Raw genomic sequence first — 19558 nt, forward strand, 5'->3', positions numbered from 1 at the left:
CCGCCCCGGCGGGGCGGGACGCGGCGTACGAGCGGCGGGTCAGCGCCCGCGCAGGCGGCGGACCAGGATGCTCGCGTCCCCGCGGGACTCCAGGTCGGCCAGGACGACCGCGACGGCCTCGCGCACGATCCGCCCGCGGTCCACCGCGAGCCCGTGCTCGCCGCGCAGCACCAGCCGCGCGTGCTCCAGGTCCATCAGCTCCTCGGCGGAGACGTAGACCGTGATCTTCTCGTCGTGCCGCTCGCGGCCGCTGGGCCGCCGGTTCGCCCCGCGGCCCTTGCCGCGCCGCTGCTCGCCGCCGGCCCCGCCCACGGAGCTGACAGAACCTTCCTGCGGCCTGCGCTGCTGGCCCACGGCGCCCGCGGCGGGGTCCGCCTCCCGGCTGCGCCCCTCCGCCCCCGCGTCCTCCGCGGCGGCGGTGTGCTCCGTCCGGACCGACGCACCGCCCGCGGCCGAGGCCGCGTCCTCGCCCGCGCGTCGCGGCGAGGACGACTGGAGGGCGGTCCCCCCGGTCGTGCGGAACAGTTCGTCGGCTCCGGGCAGACTCACTCGGCGGGACACCGGGCGAGCACCTCCCTGGCCAACTGGCGGTAGGCGGCGGCGCCGACGGAGTTGGAGGCGTACGTGGTGATCGGCTCACCGGCGACCGTGGTCTCCGGGAAGCGCACCGTGCGGCCGATGACGGTGTGGTAGACGTGGTCGTCGAAGGCCTCGACGACCCGCGCCAGCACCTCGCGGCTGTGCACCGTACGGGAGTCGTACATCGTGGCGAGGATGCCGTCGAGCTCCAACTCGGGGTTGAGCCGCTCCTGCACCTTCTCGATGGTCTCGGTCAGCAGCGCCACGCCGCGCAGCGCGAAGAACTCGCACTCCAGCGGGACGATGACCTTGTGAGCCGCCGTCAGGGCGTTCACGGTCAGCAGACCGAGCGAGGGCTGACAGTCGATCACGATGTAGTCGTAGTCGGCCATCAGCGGCTTCAATGCCCGCTGGAGCGTCGACTCGCGCGCGACCTCGCTGACCAACTGCACTTCGGCGGCGGAGAGGTCGATGTTGCTGGGCAGCAGGTCCATGTTCGGGACCGCCGTCTTCAGCAGCACCTCGTCGGCCGACATCCCCCGCTCCATGAGCAGGTTGTAGACCGTCAGGTCGAGTTCCATCGGATTCACGCCGAGGCCCACGGACAGCGCGCCCTGCGGGTCGAAGTCGACGAGCAGCACGCGGCGCCCGTACTCGGCGAGGGCGGCACCCAGGTTGATGGTCGACGTGGTCTTGCCCACGCCGCCCTTCTGGTTGCACATCGCGATGATCTTCGCCGGACCGTGGTCGGTCAGCGGACCCGGGATCGGGAAGTACGGCAGCGGCCGTCCCGTCGGGCCGATCCGCTCCCGGCGCTGGCGGGCAGCGTCGGGCGCGAGGGTGGCCGCGTACTCGGGGTCGGGCTCGTACTCGGCGTCGGGGTCGTAGAAGTGCCCTTCGGGCACCACGTCATAGTCGGCGAAACCAGTGGGCTTTTCGCCGCTCAGGTCGCCGGCCCTGGAGTTCACGTCTAGGCCGTCCATGCTCTTTTGGGGCGTCGTCAGGTGCTGGTGGTTTGCGAAGGTGCGTACCGCGACGGAGCCGACAGCCTCGAGTCCCGCAGGACCCTGGCCCCGCGCAGGCATCCCTGCTTGGCCACCTCCAGGAGCAAATGTCGACTCATTCACAAGTCGTCTTACCTCCTTGGACGTGACCAGGACACTTATCGATAGGTCAGCGTGGCACCATGCCGACGGTTGGCGACTCTATGGCGTGTCACCGCTCCGCAGCAACACAATCCGCCGGACCCGCCGCGTTGTGTCGGCAACCGAACACCACTCTGTCAAGGGCGTCCGAGCTGTCACTGCGAAGTTTCGCGGGTGCGCGAATCGGTTAAAGGGTTACGTTCGAGGCGAGTTGAGCGGGGTCGCCGCGCACCTCGAAACGCCTCCGGCCGGACCTTGTCAGCAAGGTCCGGCCGGATACGTGAGATTGACGTCAGTCGTTGACGGGAAGCCGCCGACCGATGTCGACCGCGCGTGTCGGATCAGCCGAGGAGCGAGCTCAGCTCCAGCGTCGGCAGGCCGTGCGCCTCGGCGACCGGGCCGTAAACGACCTGTCCGTCATGGGTGTTGAGACCCAGCGCGAGGGCGGCGTCGCGGCGCAGCGCCTCGACCCAGCCGTTGTTCGCCAGCGACACGATGTAGGGCAGCGTGGCGTTGGTGAGGGCGTAGGTGGAGGTGTTCGGCACCGCGCCCGGCATGTTGGCGACGCAGTAGAAGACCGAGTTGTGGACCTCGAAGGTCGGCTCGGCGTGAGTGGTCGGACGGGAGTCCTCGAAGCAGCCGCCCTGGTCGATCGCAATGTCGACAAGGACACTTCCGGGCTTCATCCGGGAGACCAGCTCGTTGGTGACCAGCTTCGGGGCCTTCGCACCCGGGATGAGCACCGCACCGATGACGAGGTCGGCCTCCAGGACCGCCTTCTCCAGCTCGAAGGCGTTGGAGACGATCGTCTGGATCTTCGTGCCGAAGATCTTGTCGGCCTCGCGCAGCTTGTTGATGTCGCGGTCGAGCAGGGTCACGTGGAAGCCCATGCCGATGGCGATCTGCGCGGCGTTCCAGCCGGAGACGCCGCCGCCGATGACGACGGCCTTCGCGGCCTGGGTGCCGGGGACGCCGCCGGGGAGGATGCCGCGGCCGCCGACCGAGCGCATCAGGTGGTAGGCGCCGACCTGCGGGGCGAGGCGGCCCGCGACCTCGGACATCGGGGCGAGCAGCGGGAGCGCGCGGTTGGCCAGCTCGACCGTCTCGTACGCGATCGCGGTGGTGCCGGACTCCAGCAGCGCGTCCGTGCACTCGCGGGAGGCCGCGAGGTGCAGGTACGTGAAGAGCGTCTGGTCCTTGCGGAGGCGGTGGTACTCCTCCGCGATGGGCTCCTTGACCTTCAGCAGCAGGTCGGCGGTGGCCCAGACCTCGTCGGCGGTGCCGAGGATCTCGGCACCGGCCGAGACGTACTCGGCGTCCGTGATCGAGGAGCCGACACCGGCGTTCTGCTCGACGAAGACCTGGTGGCCGTTGCGGACCAGCTCATGCACGCCGGCAGGCGTGATGGCGACCCGGAACTCGTTGTTCTTGACCTCGCGGGGGATGCCGACCTTCATCGTCGATCACGGTCCTTGGCTCAGGGGAAATTACTGGGTACTTCCATACATACCCGCCCACAAGAACGCGCAACGGGATGCACCACGGGCTGCCGTGGTGAACCCAGTCTAATGAAGGATGAGTCGCTGTCTAGCCTTGCAAACGAATAATCTCAGTCGGAACCACTACGGATTTCGCAGGCTGCGGGGTCATCTCCCAGCAATCTGTCGGCTGTGGCCCGGTGCAGTCTGGCGGCCGCGGGGTCGCCGAGGCGGTCGAGCGTGTCGGCGAGCCGGACCTGGAGCGCGGCCTGCAACCGCAGATCACCGGCCTTGCGCGCCAGCTCGACCGCCTCCCGGCAGGTGTGCAGCGATTCCTCCGGCCGCCCGGCGTACTCGCGCACACGTGCCATTTCGCTCAACGCCTTTGCCTGGCCCGGGACATCGGCCAGCTTGCGGTAGCCCGCCGAGGCCGCGCGCCAACTGCGCAGCGCGTCCCCGTAGCGACCCGCGTAGGTGTGCACGTTGCCGAGCCGCCCGTACAGCCTCGCCTCGTCCGCTCGCTCGCCCCTCGCGAGGGCCTGGGACAGCGCTCGACCGAACCAGTCCGCGGCCCGGTGCCAGTCCCCCAGCTCCTGGTAGGCGCCGCCTACGGATTCCATCGCGCGGCCGGTCGCGTACGGGTCGTTCGCCGCCCGTCCCGCGTCCAGCGCGGCCCGGTAGCGCTCCAGGGCCTCGTGCGTACGTCCGGTCTCGGCGTCCAGGTCGGCCAGGTTCAGCAGGGCCGCGGCCTGCTCGCGGTGCAGCCCGCGGCGCTCGGCGACGTCCAGCACGAGCCGGTGCAGCCCGTAGAGCTCGGGCGCCGCCTCCGCGGTGCCGCGGTGCTCGGCCAGCGCCCGTACGAGGGCCGCGACCAGGCGGCGGGCCAGGGTGTCCAGCTCGCCGTCCGCGACCGCCAGCGCGGCGGCCGCGGTCAGCGCGGGCAGCCTGCCGTCCAGCCAGCGGGCGGCGGCCCTGCGGTCCGGGAAGCGCAGGGTGCGCGGCAGCCCGTCGAGCAGCTCCCGTACGGCGTCCTCGTCCTCCTCGGCCATGGCCCGGCAGGAGTGCAGCAGCCGTACCGTGCGCTCCAGCATCCGGGCCCGGGCCAGCTGGACCTCGGCCGTGCGCTCCTTGGCTTCCAGGAGCGCCTGGAGCAGCGGGGCGAGGCAGCCGGGGAGCAGGTACTGGCCGTCGGCCCCGGGGTGCAGCAGCGCCAGCCCGGTGAAGTCCTCCAGCGTGGACTGGGCCGCCGCGACGGAGCAGCCGGCGAGGGCCGAGGCGATGTGCGAGTCGACCATCCCGGCCGGGGCGAGCGGCAGCAGCCGCAGGCTGCGCTGGGCGGGCTGCGGAAGGGATTCGTAGACCAGCCGGAAGGCGCGGGCCAGCGGTCCCGCGGTACCGGCGGGCATGTCGTGGAGCTGCTTGGCCACGTCGGCGACGGCGGCCTTGGGGTGGGCCGCCAGGTAGCCCCCGGCCAGGGCGAGCGCGGCCGGCTGCCCCCCGCAGGCCTCGGCGAGCGCCTCGGCGGCGCGGGGGTCGGCGGTGACGCGGGTGGAGCCCATGCGCTGGGCGAGCAGTTCCACGGCGGAGGGGGTGTCGAGGCCGCCGAGGGTGCAGGGGCGGACGTCCGGGATCCCCGTGAGGGGGCCCTCGGCGGTCACCACGACCAGGCACTCGGGGGTGTCCGGCAGCAGCGCGTCCACCTGGTGCGGGTCGGCGGCGTCGTCGACCAGGAGGATCGCCCGCCGGTCGGCGAGCGCCTCGCGCAGCGCGGAGCTCAGCTCGTCCTCGGCGGCGCCGGGCGGGGTGGGTCTGCCGAGCGCCTCCAGCAGGCCGCGCACGGCCCGGTCGGTGGCGACGGCCTCGCCGCCGGGGGCGGTGAGGCGGGTCCGGAACACCCCGTCGGGGTACTCGTCCGCCACCTCCCGCACGAACGCCTCGGCGAGGGCGCTGCGCCCGCTTCCGGGACGCCCCGCCACGAGCAGCACCCGCGCACGCGGCGCCTTGGCCTTGCGGCCGGAGAGGGTGTCGAGCCCGGTCCTGGCGATGTCTTCGCGCAGCTCCTTGAGCTCGCGCCTCCGCCCGACGAAATCCGTCACGGATCCGCTCCTCTCCCTGCCCTCGGGGATCCCGAGAGTAGTTCACACAGAGCGACGACCCGGGTGGAGCGCGGCGGACAAATCGCCCGATCGGATCAGCGGATGGTCACACGATCCCCTCCCGAAGGGCCGCCGCCTCCCCCTCAGCCCCTCCGACGACGCCTCAATCGCCGGCGAGGCCGACCCTGTCCCCCGAGGCCCCGCCGAATCCAGCCCCGCCGGGACTAGTACGGCCGGGCCGGCCACGGCGCGTCGGCCGGACGCAGCGACCCCACGCCACCCCCCGCGAGCGCGGCCGACAGCGCCAGCACCCCCGTGACCAGCCCGGGATTGGCCAACTCCCCCGCCAGCACCCCCCGCACCAGCTCCCCCACCGGCACCCGCATCAGTTCCATGTCCGCCTCCTCGTCGGAGGCCTCGTACCGCTCCTCGTCCGCCTCCGCGAGGTCCCGCGCCAGGAAGATCCGGATCGCCTCGTCGGACCCCCCGGGCGAGGCGAAGAAGTCGGCCAGCACCCACCAGGCCCCGGCCTTGACGTGGGTCTCCTCGTACAGCTCCCGCTGCGCCGCGTGCAAGGGGTTCTCCCCGACCACGTCGAGCAGCCCGGCCGGCAGCTCCCACAGCCGGTGCCGCACGGGGTGCCGGTACTGCCGCAGCACCAGCACCCGGTCCTCCTCGTCCAGCGCCAGGACGCACACCGACCCCGGGTGCACCTGGTAGTCGCGCCCCACGACGGTCCCGTCCGGCATCCGGACCCGGTCCGACCGGACCGCCGTCTTCGCGCCCTCGAACGGCGTGCTCGCGTCGACGACCTCCCACGACTCCGCCGTGTCCGTGATGCCCATGGCCATACCCTCCCGGGAAACGCGACAGCCGGGGCACGATCCCGTGCCCCGGCTGCCTACGGTATCGACCGCCGCGCGGTCATCCGCGCGGCCAGGCCGACTACTTGCCCTGCTGGCGCGCCACGGCGGCCTTGACCAGGCCCGCGAAGAGCGGGTGCGGGCGGGTCGGGCGCGAGCGCAGCTCCGGGTGGGCCTGGGTGGCCACCAGGTAGGGGTGCACCTCGCGCGGGTACTCGACGTACTCGACGAGCTTGTTGTCCGGGGAGGTGCCCGAGAAGACGATGCCCGCCTTCTTCTCCAGCTCGCCGCGGTAGGCGTTGTTCACCTCGTAGCGGTGGCGGTGGCGCTCCTCGACGTACGGCTGGTCGGCGTAGACCTCGCGCACGATCGAGCCCTCGGCGAGCTTCGCCGGGTACATGCCCAGGCGCATGGTGCCGCCCAGGTCGCCCGCGCCCTCGACGAAGGCCAGCTGCTCCTCCATCGTGGAGATCACCGGGTTCGGGGTCGAGGCGTCGAACTCGGTGGAGTTCGCGTCCTCGATGCCGGCCAGGTTGCGCGCGGCCTCGATGACCACGCACTGCAGGCCGAGGCACAGGCCGAGCAGCGGGATCTTGTTCTCGCGGGCGTAGGTGATCGCGCCGACCTTGCCGTTGACACCGCGGTCGCCGAAGCCGCCGGGCACGCAGATCGCGTCCACGTCGGACAGCTGCGCGGCGGCGCCGGCCGGGGTCTTGCAGTCGTCGGAGGTGACCCACTTGATCTGGACGCGGGCCTTGTTGGCGAAACCGCCGGCGCGCAGCGCCTCGGTCACCGACAGGTAGGCGTCGGGCAGGTCGATGTACTTGCCGACGAGCGCGACCTTGACCTCGTGGTCGGGGTTGTGGACCCGGTCCAGCAGGTCCTCCCAGACCCTCCAGTCCACGTCGCGGAACGGCAGGTCGAGCTTGCGCACGACGTAGGCGTCCAGGCCCTCGGTGTGCAGCACCTTGGGGATGTCGTAGATCGACTTGGCGTCGATCGCGGCGACGACCGCGGCCTCGTCGACGTCGCACATCAGCGAGATCTTGCGCTTGATCGAGGTCGGGACCTCGCGGTCGGCGCGCAGCACGATCGCGTCGGGCTGGATGCCGATGTTGCGCAGGGCCGCGACCGAGTGCTGGGTCGGCTTGGTCTTCAGCTCGCCGGAGGGGCCGATGTAGGGCAGCAGCGAGATGTGCACGACGAAGACGTTGTCGCGGCCGACCTCGTGGCGGACCTGGCGGACGGTCTCCAGGAACGGCAGCGACTCGATGTCGCCGACCGTGCCGCCGACCTCGGTGATGACGACGTCGACGTCGTCGGTCGCCATCCGCCGGATGCGGTGCTTGATCTCGTTGGTGATGTGCGGGATGACCTGCACGGTGTCGCCGAGGTACTCGCCGCGCCGCTCCTTGGCGATCACCTGCGAGTAGACCTGGCCGGTCGTGACGTTGGCCGAGCCGTCGAGGTCGACGTCGAGGAAGCGCTCGTAGTGGCCGATGTCCAGGTCGGTCTCGGCGCCGTCGTTGGTGACGAACACCTCGCCGTGCTGGAACGGGTTCATCGTGCCCGGGTCGACGTTCAGGTAGGGGTCGAGCTTCTGCATCGTGACCCGCAGGCCCCGCGCCTTCAGCAGCGCACCCAGGCTGGAGGCCGTCAGGCCCTTGCCGAGGGACGAAGCGACACCCCCGGTGACGAAGATGTGCTTGGTCGTCATGGCTGTGCTGTTTCGAAAAGCAGCGGGCGGCGTCGCCAAGAGGGGGCTCCCGTGGTCGCGAGGTGAGTGAGTCCGACACCTTCCCCGGGTCCCGTAAGGGAGTGTCCGGGGGCGTCGGAGCTGCGGTTTCGGGGTTCCTGATTCGCACAGGCAGACCACCGGTCCACGGGGTACCAGCCTATCAGCGACCCGGACAGTCCGCCTCCGGCCACGCGCGCGCCGCCCGGCGGACGGGTCCGCACCACGGTCCCCGCCGACCACCCCCGTGCCCGTTGGCAACGCCAACACCCGTCACCCGTTTGGCTCAGGCATATTCTTCCAAGACTTAAGGAGATCACTAGGGTGCCGTCATATCCTGCTCGGATATCACTCAGCGGGAATCGCACAACGCAAGCGCCCTTCGGGGCGGACGTGGCCGTTCGACTGGAGATCCAACGTGTCCGGGCGCATCGAGGATTACGCACTGATCGGGGACATGCAGACCGCCGCACTGGTCTGCCGGGACGGCTCGGTGGACTGGTTGTGTCTGCCACGTTTCGATTCCCATGCCGTCTTCGCGGCACTCCTGGGGACCGAGGACCACGGCTTCTGGCGCATCGGCCCGGCCTTCGCCCCGGGCACCGCGGCGCCGCGGGCCGACCGCCGCCGCTACGACGGCGACTCCCTGGTGCTGGAGTCCGAGTGGGACACCCCGCGCGGCACGGTGCGTGTGACCGACTTCATGCCACCGCGCGAGGACCACGCCCCGCAGCTGGTCCGGATCGTCGAGGGCGTCAGCGGCCGGGTGCCGATGCGCTCCGCGCTGCGGATGCGCTTCAGCTACGGCCGCGTGGTCCCGTGGGTGCACAAGGTGGACTCCCGTACGGTCGCGGTCGCGGGCCCGGACTCGGTCTGGCTGGACACGGACGCGGAGACCTACGGCAAGGACCTCACGACGTACGCCGACTTCACGGTGGCGCCCGGCGAGCGGGTCGCCTTCTGCATCAGCTGGCAGCCCTCGCACAAGGAGCCGCCGGAGGCGCCCGACGCCGAGGCGGCGCTGGAGGCCACCACCGGGTTCTGGCGCGACTGGGTCGAGCAGTGCACGTACCACGGCCCCTACCGGGAGGCCGTGGTCCGCTCCCTGATCACCCTCAAGGCCCTGACCTACGGCCCCACCGGTGGCATCGTCGCCGCGCCGACCACCTCCCTGCCGGAGGAGATCGGCGGCGTCCGGAACTGGGACTACCGCTACACCTGGCTGCGCGACGCCGCGATCACGCTCTCCTCCCTGCTGCGCACCGGCTACCGCGCGGAGGCCGCCGCCTGGCGCGAGTGGCTGCTGCGGGCGGTGGCGGGCGACCCGGAGAACCTGCAGATCATGTACGGGATCGCGGGCGAACGGGAGCTGGGCGAGACCGAGCTGGACTGGCTGCCCGGATACGAGAACTCCACGCCCGTGCGCGTCGGCAACGGCGCGGCGCACCAGCTCCAGCTCGACGTGTACGGCGAGGTCACCGAGGCCCTGCACCTGGGCCACATGACGGGCCTGGCCCGCAACGACTACGCCTCGCTGCTCCAGCTCAAGCTGATCCGCTACCTGGAGACCCACTGGAACGAGCCGGACGAGGGCATCTGGGAGGTGCGCGGCCCGCGCCGCCACTTCGTGCACTCGAAGGTGATGGCGTGGGTGGCCGTGGACCGCACGATCAAGCTGATCGAGAGCGGGGACGCGGACGGCCCGCTGGAGCGCTGGCGCGAGCTGCGCGACGAGATCCACCAGGACGTGTGCGAGAAGGGCTACGACAAGGAACGCAACACCTTCACCCAGTCGTACGGCTCGAAGGAGCTGGACGCCTCCTTGCTCCTCATCCCGCAGATGGGCTTCCTGCCGCCGGACGACAAGCGGGTCATCGGCACCATCGAGGCGATCCAGCGCGAGCTGTCCACCCCGGACGGCTTCATCCTGCGCTACCCGACGGCCGGCGACGAGGCGGGCGTGGACGGGCTGGAGGGCGACGAGGGCGCGTTCCTGGCGTGCTCCTTCTGGATGGCCGACGACCTCGCGATGATCGGCCGCGTGGACGAGGCGCGCCGCCTCTTCGAGCGACTGCTGTCGCTGCGCAACGACCTCGGGCTGCTGGCGGAGGAATGGGACCCGCGCCTCCAGCGCCAGGTGGGCAACTTCCCCCAGGCCTTCAGCCACGTCCCCCTGATCGACACCGCCCTCCGCCTCACAGCCAGCGGCGCCTACGGCGGCTGACGCCCCACCCCGCGCCTCAAACGCCAGCGGGAGCTGAACCGGCCAGCCAATCCAGCCCCGCCGGCGTTTGAGGCGCCGCCGGAGGCCACACACGCCCCGCCGGGAGGCCCAGGGCCCCACCCCGGACCCCGCGCCTCAATCGCCGGCGAGGCTGAATCGGACCGCCCCCCCCCTGCCGGGAGGCCCGGGGGGCGGGGGCGGAGGGCGCGCGGCCTAGGCTGGAGGGGTCCAGTGCCCCTCCGCGGAAGGGGGCTGCCATGGCGCCCCTCTCGAAGGCGGGCGCGGCCCTCACCGCGCTCCGCGAGGACCTGTCCGGCGACGTGTTCGCCCCGGACGATCCGGGTTACGACGACGCCCGCACCGTGTTCAACGGCATGGTCGACCGCCGCCCCGCCGCCATCGCCCAGTGCGAGAGCGAAGCCGACGTCGTCACCGCGATCCGCTTCGCCCGCGAGCTGGCCCTGCCCGTCGCGGTCCGCGGCGGCGGCCACAGCGTCGCGGGCAACGCCCTGGGCGACGGCGCCCTCGTCGTCGACCTGCGCCGGATGAACGAGGTGACGGTCCACCCCGCCGCCCGCGCGATCCGGGTCGGCGGCGGCGCCCTCATGGCCGATCTGGACCGGGCCTGCGCCCCGCACGCCCTCGCCACCACCGGCGGCCGCGTCTCCAGCACCGGCGTCGGCGGGCTCGTGCTCGGCGGCGGCTCCGGCTGGCTGGACCGCGCCTTCGGCCTCGCCGTGGACAACCTCCTCGGCGTGGACCTGGTCACCGCGGACGGCGAGACCCTGACCGCGACCGCCGAGGACAACACCGAACTCTTCTGGGCCCTGCACGGCGGCGGCGGCAACTTCGGCGTCGCGACCTCCCTGACCCTGCGCGCCCACCCGCTGCCCGCCTTCGCGATCGCGCTGGTGCTCTACGAGCCCGAGTCCGGGCCCGAGGTGGCCCGGCTCTACCGCGACCTGCTGGAGGCGGCCCCGCCCCGGGCCGGCGGCGGCGTGATCTTCATGACCGGTCCGCCCGCCCCCTTCGTACCCCCCGAGCGGGTCGGCACCCTGCTGTGCGGCGCGCTGGTGACGTACGCCGGTACCGAGGAGGAGATGCGCACGGTGGCGCGGCCGCTGCTGGCCCTGCCCCACGTGGCGGAGCTGGTCACGGCCATCCCCTACGCCGACTTCCAGTGCATGCTCGACGACCCGCCGGGCCTGCGCAACTACTGGTCGGCGGAGTACCTGACGGGGGCTCCGGACGCACTGCTCGACGTCTTCTGCGCCCGCGCCCACTCGATGCCGGTGCCCACCGCCACCCAGCACGTGCTCTTCCCGCTGGGCGGTGCGATCGCCGACGGCCCGAAGGACTACCCGGTGCCGTACCGGGATTCCCCCTGGGCCGTGCACCCCTTCGCGGCCTGGGAGGACCCGGCCGACGACGAGCGCTGCCGCCGGTGGGTCAAGGACGTACGGGCGGACGCCGAGCCGTGGAGCACGGGCGCCGTGTACCTCAACTTCACCGGTGACGAGGGCCCCGAGCGGGTCGCGGCCGGGCTCGGCGCCGAGAACCTGCGCCGGTTGGCCGGGGTGAAGGCCCAGTACGACCCCGACAACGTCTTCCGCTTCAACCACAACATCAAACCGGCCTGATCACCGGCCGGATCAGGGCGCGCGGGCCCCTGATAGCGTCCCGAGATATGGACAACCAGGGCGGGATCACCGTTCAGCGGGCACTGGAGCTGCCGGGACTGCGCAGCGGGCTGCCGGAGGTCATGGCGGGCGCGGACCGGCTGGGCCGCACCGTGCGGTGGGTGCACGCGGGCGAGGTCCCCAACATCGCCTCCCTGCTCAAGGGCGGCGAACTGCTCCTGACCACGGGGCTCGGCCTCGGCACCCGGCCGAGCGAGCAGCGGGCGTTCGTGCGCCGGCTCGCCGACCGGGGGATCGCCGCGCTCGTCGTCGAGCTGGGCCCGCGGTTCACCAAGCTGCCCGCCACGATCGTGGAGACGGCGCGCGCCGCCGGGCTGCCGCTGGTCCAACTGCACCGGGAGGTGCCCTTCGTCACGGTGACGGAGGAGGTCCACACCGAGATCGTCAACGGCCACTACGCCCTGCTCCAGCGCGCCGAGGAGGTCCACCGGCGCTGTACGGAGGCGCTGCTGGGCGGCGGCGGCATCCCCCAGGTGCTGCGCATCCTCGCGGACTTCACCGCCAACCCGGTGTTCCTGGAGACCCCCGACGGGCAGCTGCTGTTCGCGGCCGCCAGCGCGGCGGGCGAGGCCGCGGCCGACCCGCTCCAGGTCTGGGAGGGCCTGCGCGGCCAGCGCGAGGCCGAGCCGTCGGCGCACGCCGTGGTGGTCGACGTACCGGGCGGCGGGCACGGCACCGGTTCGGTCCGGGCGCGGCTGGTCCTGCTCGGGGTCTCGGCCCCGCTGCTGCCGGTGCACCGGATGGCGGCGGAGCGGACGGCGGGGGTGCTGGCGGTGGTGCTGATGCAGGCCCGCCAGGAGGACGAGCTGGCGGCGCGCGGGCGCGGGGACTTCCTCACCGACCTCGCGGAGGGCCGGATCAGCGCCGACGACGCCCCGGCGCAGGCGCGCGTCCTGGGCTTCAAGCCGGGCGCCGGGCCGCTGCTGCCGATCGTGATGCGGCTCGCCTCCGACCTCGGCCCGTCGGGGAACTGGGCGGTGCTCGCGCGGGCCGTGCTGGAGGAGCTGGCGGCGGTCGGCGTGCCGGTGCTGCTGGGCGTGCGGCCCGTGGAGGGACGGGTGCCGCTGCTGGTGTCCCTGCGGGCCGAGTCGGAGCGCACGACGGTCGCCGACCGGGTCGCGGCGGCGCTGCGGGCCGGGGTGGAGCGGGCCGGTCTGGACCGGGCGGGCGCTCCGCCCGCGGTGGTCGTCGGGGTGGCGGGCGGCTGGGCGGCGGCCTCCGCGGGACTGCGGCACGCGGCCGAGACCGCGACGGCCGCGCAGGGTCTGCCCGCCCGGCCCTGGTACGACGCCCGCCGCCTGGACATCGACCTGCTGCTGTGGCGGCTGCGCGAGCAGCCGGATCTGGCCGCCTTCGTGGAGCGGGCGATCGGTGCGCTGCGCACCCACGACCTGACCTCGAAGCCGCCGCTGCTGCCGACGCTGGAGACGTACCTGGCCCACGCGGGCCGCAAGGCGGAGACGGCGCGGGAGCTGCACCTGAACCGCCAGACCCTCTACAACCGGCTGGCCCGCATCGCGGAGCTGCTGGGCACGGACCTGGACGACCCCGAAACGGTCCTCTCCCTGAGCCTGGCCCTGAGAGCCCGCCGCCACGTCTCATAGCCCGCCGGTCCCGCCCCCGGCGGCCCCTCAATCGCCGGCGGGGCTGGAATCGGGGCCACCCGGCCCCGGCGCCGGTCAGCGGCCCCAGCGTTCCATCAGTTCGTCGTACACGGACAGCACCTGGGCCACCGTGTCGTCCTCCGACGGCCACGTCGCGGCCTGGGCGCGCCCGGCGTCCGCCAGCACGGCCCGCCGGGTCGGGGAGGACAGCAGGCCGCTCACCCCGGCGGCCAGGGCCTCCGCGTCCCCGTACGGCACCAGCACCGCCGCCTCGCCGACCAGTTCCGGCACGCCGCCGACCTCCGTCGCCACCAGCGCCACCCCGGCCCGCAGGGCCTCCTGGGCCAGCAGCGAGCGCGCCTCCCAGCGGCTCGGCAGGACCGCGACGTCGGCCGCGGCCAGCAGCTCGGCCGCGTCCGGGCGCCGCCCGAGCAGCCGTACGGGCAGATCCTCGTCCACGATCCGGCGCGTCAACTCGGGCCGCAGCGGCCCCTCCCCCGCGATCACCAGCAGCGGTACGGGGTCCAGCGTCCGCCACGCCCGCGCCGCGTCCAGCAGCACCCCGTAGCCGCGGTGCGCCACCAGACTGCCGACGGCGATCAGCAACGGCCGTTCCACCACGCCCAGTTCCGCCCGGACCTTGTCGAGGTCGCACCGGGCCCGCGCCCCCGGAACCGTCACCGGGGCGAGCCGCGCGTCGCGGGCCCCGCGCAGCCGGGCCAGGTCCACCTGGTCCGAGGAGGTCCCCAGGACCACCGCGGCCGCCCGCGCCACCCGGCGTTCCATCAGGCGGGCGAGCCGCCCGAGCGCGCCCTTGGCCCCGGGTCCACCGCCGTGCCAGGTCACCACCAGCGGCACCCGGCGCCCGCGCAGGGCCAGCGCGGCCCGCATTCCGGCCTGCACCCCGTGCGCGTGGACCACGTCGGCGCCGGCGCACGCGGCCCGCAGCGCACTCACCGCGTCGGGGGCGAACTGCGCCCCGGCGCCGGTGAAGTCGTACTCCCACTCCGCTTCGGCGGGCGCGCACACCGTCACCCGCAGCCCGCGGGCGGCGAGCCCGTTGGCGAGCGAGCGCACGTGGGCGCTGCTGCCCGCACCGGCGGCGCCGAGGACTTGGACGGTGCGCAGGGGAGGTCGCCCGTACGGCTGGACCGGGACTGGTACCGCGGAGCTGCTCACGGGCCGGGCTCCTGGAGGAGGGAGTCAGGGACGTCGCCCAGGATGCCAGCCCGCACGCGCGTTCCGGGACCATACGGGTGCGGATCCCGTGCGAGAGCCCGTCACATGGCCCCGGCTATCACCCACATAGGTGACGGAGCCCGGGAGCATGTCCAGCTCCCGGGCTCCAGCTTGCCACCCATTTGCGCACACCGACGGCGTTTAAGAACCGCGGGTCATGTTGAGATCGACGTGTTCTGCCTTTGAACTACAGCGCCACGAGAGAGGCGCCGAGGGGACTTGAACCCCTATCCGTCGATGTTCGCCCGCGCTCGGTCGATCCGGTGTTCGGCGGCGAATACTGAGACTGGAGCGAGAATCTGAGATTGACGGGGCCGCCTCTGCCGGGCTTGGGCCACCCCCGCACGTGGTGCGGGGGGAGGGATTCGAACCCCCAACTGACACCCCTTCTTCAGCTTCAACATCAGTTTCAGCTTGCGCTCATCGCGCACCCCCCGCTCGCGACGGGGGGCGTGTGTGGGGCTACCGGAAGAGGTAGCCGAAGACCGCGTCACCGATCCGCTGGTCGGTGACCTCGGTGTTGTTCGCCTCCTCGCGGGCGAACTTGACGGCCTGCTGGAGCTTCTCGACGCGGTCGAGGAGCTCGTTGACCCGTCGGGCGGGCAGCGCGCCGGAGAACTTCACCGTGGTCCAGTAGCCGACCGGTACGTCCTCGTAGTACACCTCGACCTGCGCCGGGTGCTTCTCCGTGGCCTCGGCCTTCACGTGGTTGCGCGGGACCTTCTTCGTGCGGATGGTCCGCACCGGGTCCGTCTTCCACGAGTCCGTCGAGGGGTCCAGGTTCCAGGACTCGGAGGCGTCGAGCACCGGCAGCTTGCGCACGAAGGTGTGCAGGTCGGTGAGTTGCTTCTCCAGGAACAGCAGGTAGGGGACGGGCACCTGGGGCAGCAGTACCGTGCCGTCGACCACCACGTCCGCGACGGCGGACCGGTTCGCCCAGTCCTTCGTCGCGGTCACGTCGAAGAGCCGGGTCAGCGTCCCCGCGGTCGCCCGCAGGGCGTCCTCGGCCTTGATCTGCACCCGCGTGGACTCGGGCGGCAGCTGCTCGCCCTCCTCGTCCTTGGGCTGGTAGGTCCGGGAGATGCCGGCGAGCAGGGCGGGCTTCTGCACGTCCTGGTGAGCCTGGGTCAGCTCCTGGAGGGCCTTGGACTTGACGCCCTTTTCGACTGCGATGATCTGATTCAGCTTCGGCACACGGCGAACCTAACAACCGTGCGCCGCAAGCACATCCGATTAAAAAAGGCGGGTGCCGCGCCGACCGCGCGGCCACGGCCCTACCCGTCGGCGCGCGCGGTCTCCAGCAGTTCCTCCGCGTGCGCCCGGGCCGTCTCCGAGTCCTCCTGGCCGGCCAGCATCCGCGACAGCTCGCGGATCCGCTCCTCGCCCTCCAGGACGGTGACGCCGCTGCGGGTGACGGACCCGTCGACGGTCTTCTCCACCAGCAGCTGCCGGTCCGCGAAGGCCGCCACCTGCGGGAGGTGCGTGACGACGACGACCTGCGCGGTCTTCGCCAGCTTCGCGAGGCGCCGGCCGACCTCGACCGCCGCCTTGCCGCCGACGCCCGCGTCGACCTCGTCGAAGAGGTACGTCGGTACCGGGTCCGAGCCCGCGAAGACCACCTCGACCGCCAGCATCACCCGGGAGAGCTCACCGCCGGAGGCACCCTTGGCGATCGGCCGCGGCTGCGCGCCCGGGTGCGGGGCCAGCAGCAGCTCCACCTCGTCGGCGCCCGAGGGCCCGTAGGTCACCACGCGACCGCCCACCTCGACGCCCTCGCCCGAGGGGTCCTCGGCCTGCCGGATGTCGATGCTCACGCGGGCGTGCGGCATGGCCAGCGAGGCCAGTTCGGCCGTGACGGCGGAGCCGAAGCGCGTGGCCGCCTCCGTCCGCGCGTCGGTCAACGCCTGGGCCAGGCCGGACAGTTCGGAGCGCAGTGCGTCGCGCTCGGCGGTCAGTTCCTCGATCCGGTCGTCGTCCCCGTCGAGTTCCAGGAGGCGTACGGAGCCCCGCTCGGCCCACTCCAGGACGGAGTCCACGGTGGTTCCGGCCGCGGCGGCGTGCCCGTACTTGCGGGTCAGCTGGGTCAGCGCGGCGCGCCGCTCCTCGACCGCCGCCAGCCGCAGCGGATCCGCGTCGAGCCCGTCGGCGTAACCGGCCAGCTCGCCCGCCACGTCGGCGAGCAGGATGCCCAGCTCCCCGATCCGTTCGGCGAGCGCGCCGAGCGCCGGGTCGTGGGCGCGCACGGACTCCAGCACCCGGTGCGCGCCCGCGACCATGGTGTTCGCGTCGACGCCCTCGGGGTCCTCCGGATTGCCGGCGAGCGCGGCGTGCGCGGCGGCCGCCGCGGAGGCCAGGGATTCGGCGTGGCCGAGCCGCTCGGCCTCGGCCGCCAGCTCGACGTCCTCGCCGGGCAGCGGCTCCACGGCCGCGATCTCCTCCAGGCCGAAGCGCAGCAGGTCCGCCTCCTGGGCCCGTTCCCGGGCCCGGGTGGTGATCGCGTCCAGTTCGCCGGCCACCGCCCGCAGCCGCCGGTGGGCGGCCGCGTACTTCTCCAGCGGGACCGCGACCGCGTCACCGGCGTACCGGTCGAGGGCCTGGCGCTGGCGCGCGGGGCGCATCAGGCCCTGCTGGTCGGTCTGCCCGTGGACGGCGACCAGGTCGTCCGCCAGCTCGCCGAGCAGGCCGACGGGGACCGAGCGGCCGCCCACGTGGGCGCGGGAACGTCCCTCCGCGGACACCGTGCGGCTGATCAGCAGGGCGCCGTCGTCCAGCTCGGCCCCGGCCTCCTCGGCCCGCAGCGCGGCGGGTGCGCCCGGGCGCAGCACGATCCGGCCCTCGACGATCGCGGCCTTGGCCCCGATCCGTACGAGCGCCGGGTCGGCCCGCCCACCGAGCAACAGCCCGAGGCTCGTGACGACCATCGTCTTGCCCGCACCGGTCTCGCCCGTCACCGCGGTGAAACCGGGCGACAGCTCGACCACCGCGTCGTCGATGACTCCGAGCGACCGTATCCGCATCTCCTCAAGCACGCCCCAGACGATACCGAGGTTTCCCGCGCGCCATGCGCCGTCCCCGCGGCGACCGCCCTCGATCGGACGAGCGACCGCCGGGACGGGGAGGTTAGGGGGCGGGCCCCCGGAGGGGTCGGGGAGACGGCCTAGTGCGGCGCCCCGCGCCACCCCGACACCGGGAGGGCGAACTTCGCGACGAGGCGGTCGGTGAAGGAAGCGTGGTGCAGCCGGGCGAGCCGGACCGGGACGGCGCCCCGGCGGACCTCCACGCGGGCCCCGGCGGGCAGCTCCAGCGTGCGGCGGCCGTCGCACCACAGGACGCCGTGCGGGGTACCGGGCTGGACCTCCACCGCGAGCACCGAGTCCGGGGAGGTGACCAGCGGCTTCGCGAAGAGCGCGTGGGCGCTGATCGGGACCATCAGCAGGGCCTCGACCTCGGGCCAGACCACCGGTCCGCCCGCGGAGAAGGCGTAGGCCGTGGAACCGGTCGGGGTGGCGCAGACGATCCCGTCGCAGCCGAAGCCGGTCACCGGCCGCCCGTCGATCTCCAGGACCACTTCGAGCATCCGCTCCGGGGACACCTTCTGGACGGCCGCCTCGTTGAGCGCCCAGTCCCGGTGCACGACGTCGCCGTTGTTGTGGACGGCCACGTCGAGGGTCATCCGCTCCTCGACCTCGTACGCCTTGGTGACCACCCGGTCGACGACCTTGTCCAGGTCGTCCCGCTCGGCCTCGGCGAGGAAGCCCACCCGGCCCAGGTTGACGCCCAGCATCGGCACCCCGGAGCCGCGCGCGAACTCCGCGCCGCGCAGCAGCGTGCCGTCACCGCCCAGCACGATCAGCAGCTCGCAGCCGTCCAGGACGCCGGGGGTGGACTCGGTGACGAGTTCCACCTCGGGCGGCAGGGGCAGGTCCGCCGCCTCGTGCCGCAGCACCCGCACGCCCAGTCCGCAGCGCAGCAGGCCCTGGACGACCAGCTCGGCGCTGCGGATGGCCGCGGGCCGCCCGGTGTGCGCGAGCAGGAAGACGGTGCGCGTTGCTGCCCCACCCGTTGCTGAATCTGTCACTGCGGCCCCTCCGCCACTGCACGGTCAACATCCGCCGGGTCGAGCGCCGGTGCCCCCGCCCGCAGCCACAGAAAATACTCGACGTTGCCGGACGGGCCCGGAAGGGGACTCGCGGTGACGCCCAACACACCCAGTCCCAGCTTCCCCGCCTGCCGGGCGACCTCGCGCACGGCCTCCGCCCGCAGTTCGCTGCTGCGGACGACGCCACCGCTGCCGAGCCGGTCCTTGCCGACCTCGAACTGCGGCTTGACCATGAGCACGAGGTCGGCGTCCGGCGCGGTGCAGCGCACCAGCGCGGGCAGCACCAGGCCGATGGAGATGAAGGAGAGGTCGCCCACGACCAGGTCGGCGGGGATCCCGTCGATCTGCTCCAGCGTCAGCTCGCGGACGTTCGTCCGGTCCTTCACGGTGACCCGGTCGTCGCTCTGCAGCGACCAGGCGAGCTGCCCGTAGCCGACGTCGACGGCGACGACGTGCGCGACGCCGGAGCGCAGCAGTACGTCGGTGAACCCGCCGGTGGAGGCGCCGGCGTCCAGCGCCCGGCGGCCCTCGACGACCAGCCCGTGGGGGCGGAAGGCGTCCAGCGCGCCGGCCAGCTTGTGGCCGCCGCGCGAGACGTAGTCGGGGTCGCTGTCGTCCTTGAGGACCACGAGCGCCGCGGCGGTCTCGACCTGGGTGGCGGCCTTGGTCGCGGTCGCCCCGCCCACGGTGACCCGGCCCGCGGCGATCAGCTGCGCGGCGTGCTCGCGCGAGCGGGCCATGTTGCGGCGCACCAGTTCGGCGTCCAGGCGGCGGCGTGCCACTCCTGCCACGTTCG

General features: G+C 73.0%; 14 protein-coding genes. 3 read left to right on the forward strand and 11 right to left on the reverse strand.

From position 1 onward, the window contains the following. Window positions 1–39 precede the first annotated feature (39 nt). The 6 genes from ACFWAR_RS21185 to ACFWAR_RS21210 form a co-directional block, all read right to left on the reverse strand. Window positions 40–561 (reverse strand): hypothetical protein, encoded by a 522-nt coding sequence (locus ACFWAR_RS21185; protein WP_385779311.1) that lies wholly within the window; start codon window positions 559–561, stop codon window positions 40–42. Beyond that, window positions 546–1664, reverse strand: a complete 1119-nt coding sequence (locus ACFWAR_RS21190) for a ParA family protein (RefSeq protein ID WP_385779313.1) — start codon at window positions 1662–1664, stop codon at window positions 546–548. The genes ACFWAR_RS21185 and ACFWAR_RS21190 overlap by 16 nt, the downstream gene beginning before the upstream one ends. Window positions 1665–2065: 401 nt before the next feature. Further along, the gene (gene ald, locus ACFWAR_RS21195; protein WP_385779315.1) at window positions 2066–3181 is read right to left on the reverse strand and encodes an alanine dehydrogenase; all 1116 of its coding nucleotides are present in this window, start codon (window positions 3179–3181) and stop codon (window positions 2066–2068) included. A gap of 152 nt (window positions 3182–3333) precedes the next feature. After that, window positions 3334–5298 (reverse strand): tetratricopeptide repeat protein, encoded by a 1965-nt coding sequence (locus ACFWAR_RS21200; protein ID WP_385779317.1) that lies wholly within the window; start codon window positions 5296–5298, stop codon window positions 3334–3336. Between the two features lie 224 nt (window positions 5299–5522). After that, window positions 5523–6143, reverse strand: a complete 621-nt coding sequence (locus tag ACFWAR_RS21205; RefSeq protein WP_385779319.1) for an NUDIX domain-containing protein — start codon at window positions 6141–6143, stop codon at window positions 5523–5525. Between the two features lie 100 nt (window positions 6144–6243). Then, on the reverse strand, window positions 6244–7878 hold the full coding sequence (locus tag ACFWAR_RS21210) for a CTP synthase (RefSeq protein WP_385779321.1): 1635 nt from the start codon (window positions 7876–7878) through the stop codon (window positions 6244–6246). 436 nt (window positions 7879–8314) lie between these two features. On the opposite strand from ACFWAR_RS21210, the gene ACFWAR_RS21215 reads away from it, so the two are divergent. The 3 genes from ACFWAR_RS21215 (at window position 8315) to ACFWAR_RS21225 (ending at window position 13424) form a co-directional block, all read left to right on the forward strand. Beyond that, the gene (locus ACFWAR_RS21215; protein WP_385779323.1) at window positions 8315–10120 is read left to right on the forward strand and encodes a glycoside hydrolase family 15 protein; all 1806 of its coding nucleotides are present in this window, start codon (window positions 8315–8317) and stop codon (window positions 10118–10120) included. A gap of 257 nt (window positions 10121–10377) precedes the next feature. Next, window positions 10378–11760, forward strand: coding sequence for an FAD-binding oxidoreductase (locus ACFWAR_RS21220; protein ID WP_385779325.1), 1383 nt, complete (start codon window positions 10378–10380; stop codon window positions 11758–11760). A gap of 47 nt (window positions 11761–11807) precedes the next feature. Next, window positions 11808–13424: a PucR family transcriptional regulator gene (locus ACFWAR_RS21225; protein WP_385779327.1), complete on the forward strand. Its 1617-nt coding sequence runs from the start codon at window positions 11808–11810 to the stop codon at window positions 13422–13424. A gap of 75 nt (window positions 13425–13499) precedes the next feature. On the opposite strand, the gene ACFWAR_RS21230 is transcribed toward ACFWAR_RS21225, so the two are convergent. From ACFWAR_RS21230 to ACFWAR_RS21250, 5 genes are all read right to left on the reverse strand, one after another. Then, window positions 13500–14603, reverse strand: a complete 1104-nt coding sequence (locus tag ACFWAR_RS21230) for a glycosyltransferase family 4 protein (RefSeq protein ID WP_385779329.1) — start codon at window positions 14601–14603, stop codon at window positions 13500–13502. 522 nt (window positions 14604–15125) lie between these two features. Beyond that, complete coding sequence (locus ACFWAR_RS21235) at window positions 15126–15857, reverse strand: hypothetical protein (RefSeq protein WP_354384092.1); 732 nt, start codon at window positions 15855–15857, stop codon at window positions 15126–15128. An 80-nt stretch (window positions 15858–15937) separates the two neighbouring features. Then, the gene (gene recN, locus ACFWAR_RS21240) at window positions 15938–17704 is read right to left on the reverse strand and encodes a DNA repair protein RecN (protein WP_385779349.1); all 1767 of its coding nucleotides are present in this window, start codon (window positions 17702–17704) and stop codon (window positions 15938–15940) included. 116 nt (window positions 17705–17820) lie between these two features. Next, a complete protein-coding gene (locus tag ACFWAR_RS21245) occupies window positions 17821–18741 on the reverse strand; it encodes an NAD kinase (RefSeq protein ID WP_385779331.1) in 921 nt (306 codons plus the stop codon). Continuing rightward, complete coding sequence (locus ACFWAR_RS21250) at window positions 18738–19553, reverse strand: TlyA family RNA methyltransferase (RefSeq protein ID WP_354384090.1); 816 nt, start codon at window positions 19551–19553, stop codon at window positions 18738–18740. The genes ACFWAR_RS21245 and ACFWAR_RS21250 overlap by 4 nt, the downstream gene beginning before the upstream one ends. Window positions 19554–19558: the final 5 nt, after the last annotated feature.

Source organism: Streptomyces sp. NPDC059917 (assembly GCF_042730635.1).
Classification (GTDB): Bacteria; Actinomycetota; Actinomycetes; order Streptomycetales; family Streptomycetaceae; genus Streptomyces.

Coding starts and splice junctions, on each gene's coding strand:
- ACFWAR_RS21220 (WP_385779325.1), top strand. CDS start 10,378: ATGGCGCCCCTCTCGAAGGCGGGCGCGGCCCTCACCGCGCTCCGCGAG.
- ACFWAR_RS21225 (WP_385779327.1), top strand. CDS start 11,808: ATGGACAACCAGGGCGGGATCACCGTTCAGCGGGCACTGGAGCTGCCG.
- ACFWAR_RS21210 (WP_385779321.1), bottom strand. CDS start 7,878: ATGACGACCAAGCACATCTTCGTCACCGGGGGTGTCGCTTCGTCCCTC.
- ald (WP_385779315.1), bottom strand. CDS start 3,181: ATGAAGGTCGGCATCCCCCGCGAGGTCAAGAACAACGAGTTCCGGGTC.
- ACFWAR_RS21205 (WP_385779319.1), bottom strand. CDS start 6,143: ATGGGCATCACGGACACGGCGGAGTCGTGGGAGGTCGTCGACGCGAGC.
- ACFWAR_RS21190 (WP_385779313.1), bottom strand. CDS start 1,664: ATGCCTGCGCGGGGCCAGGGTCCTGCGGGACTCGAGGCTGTCGGCTCC.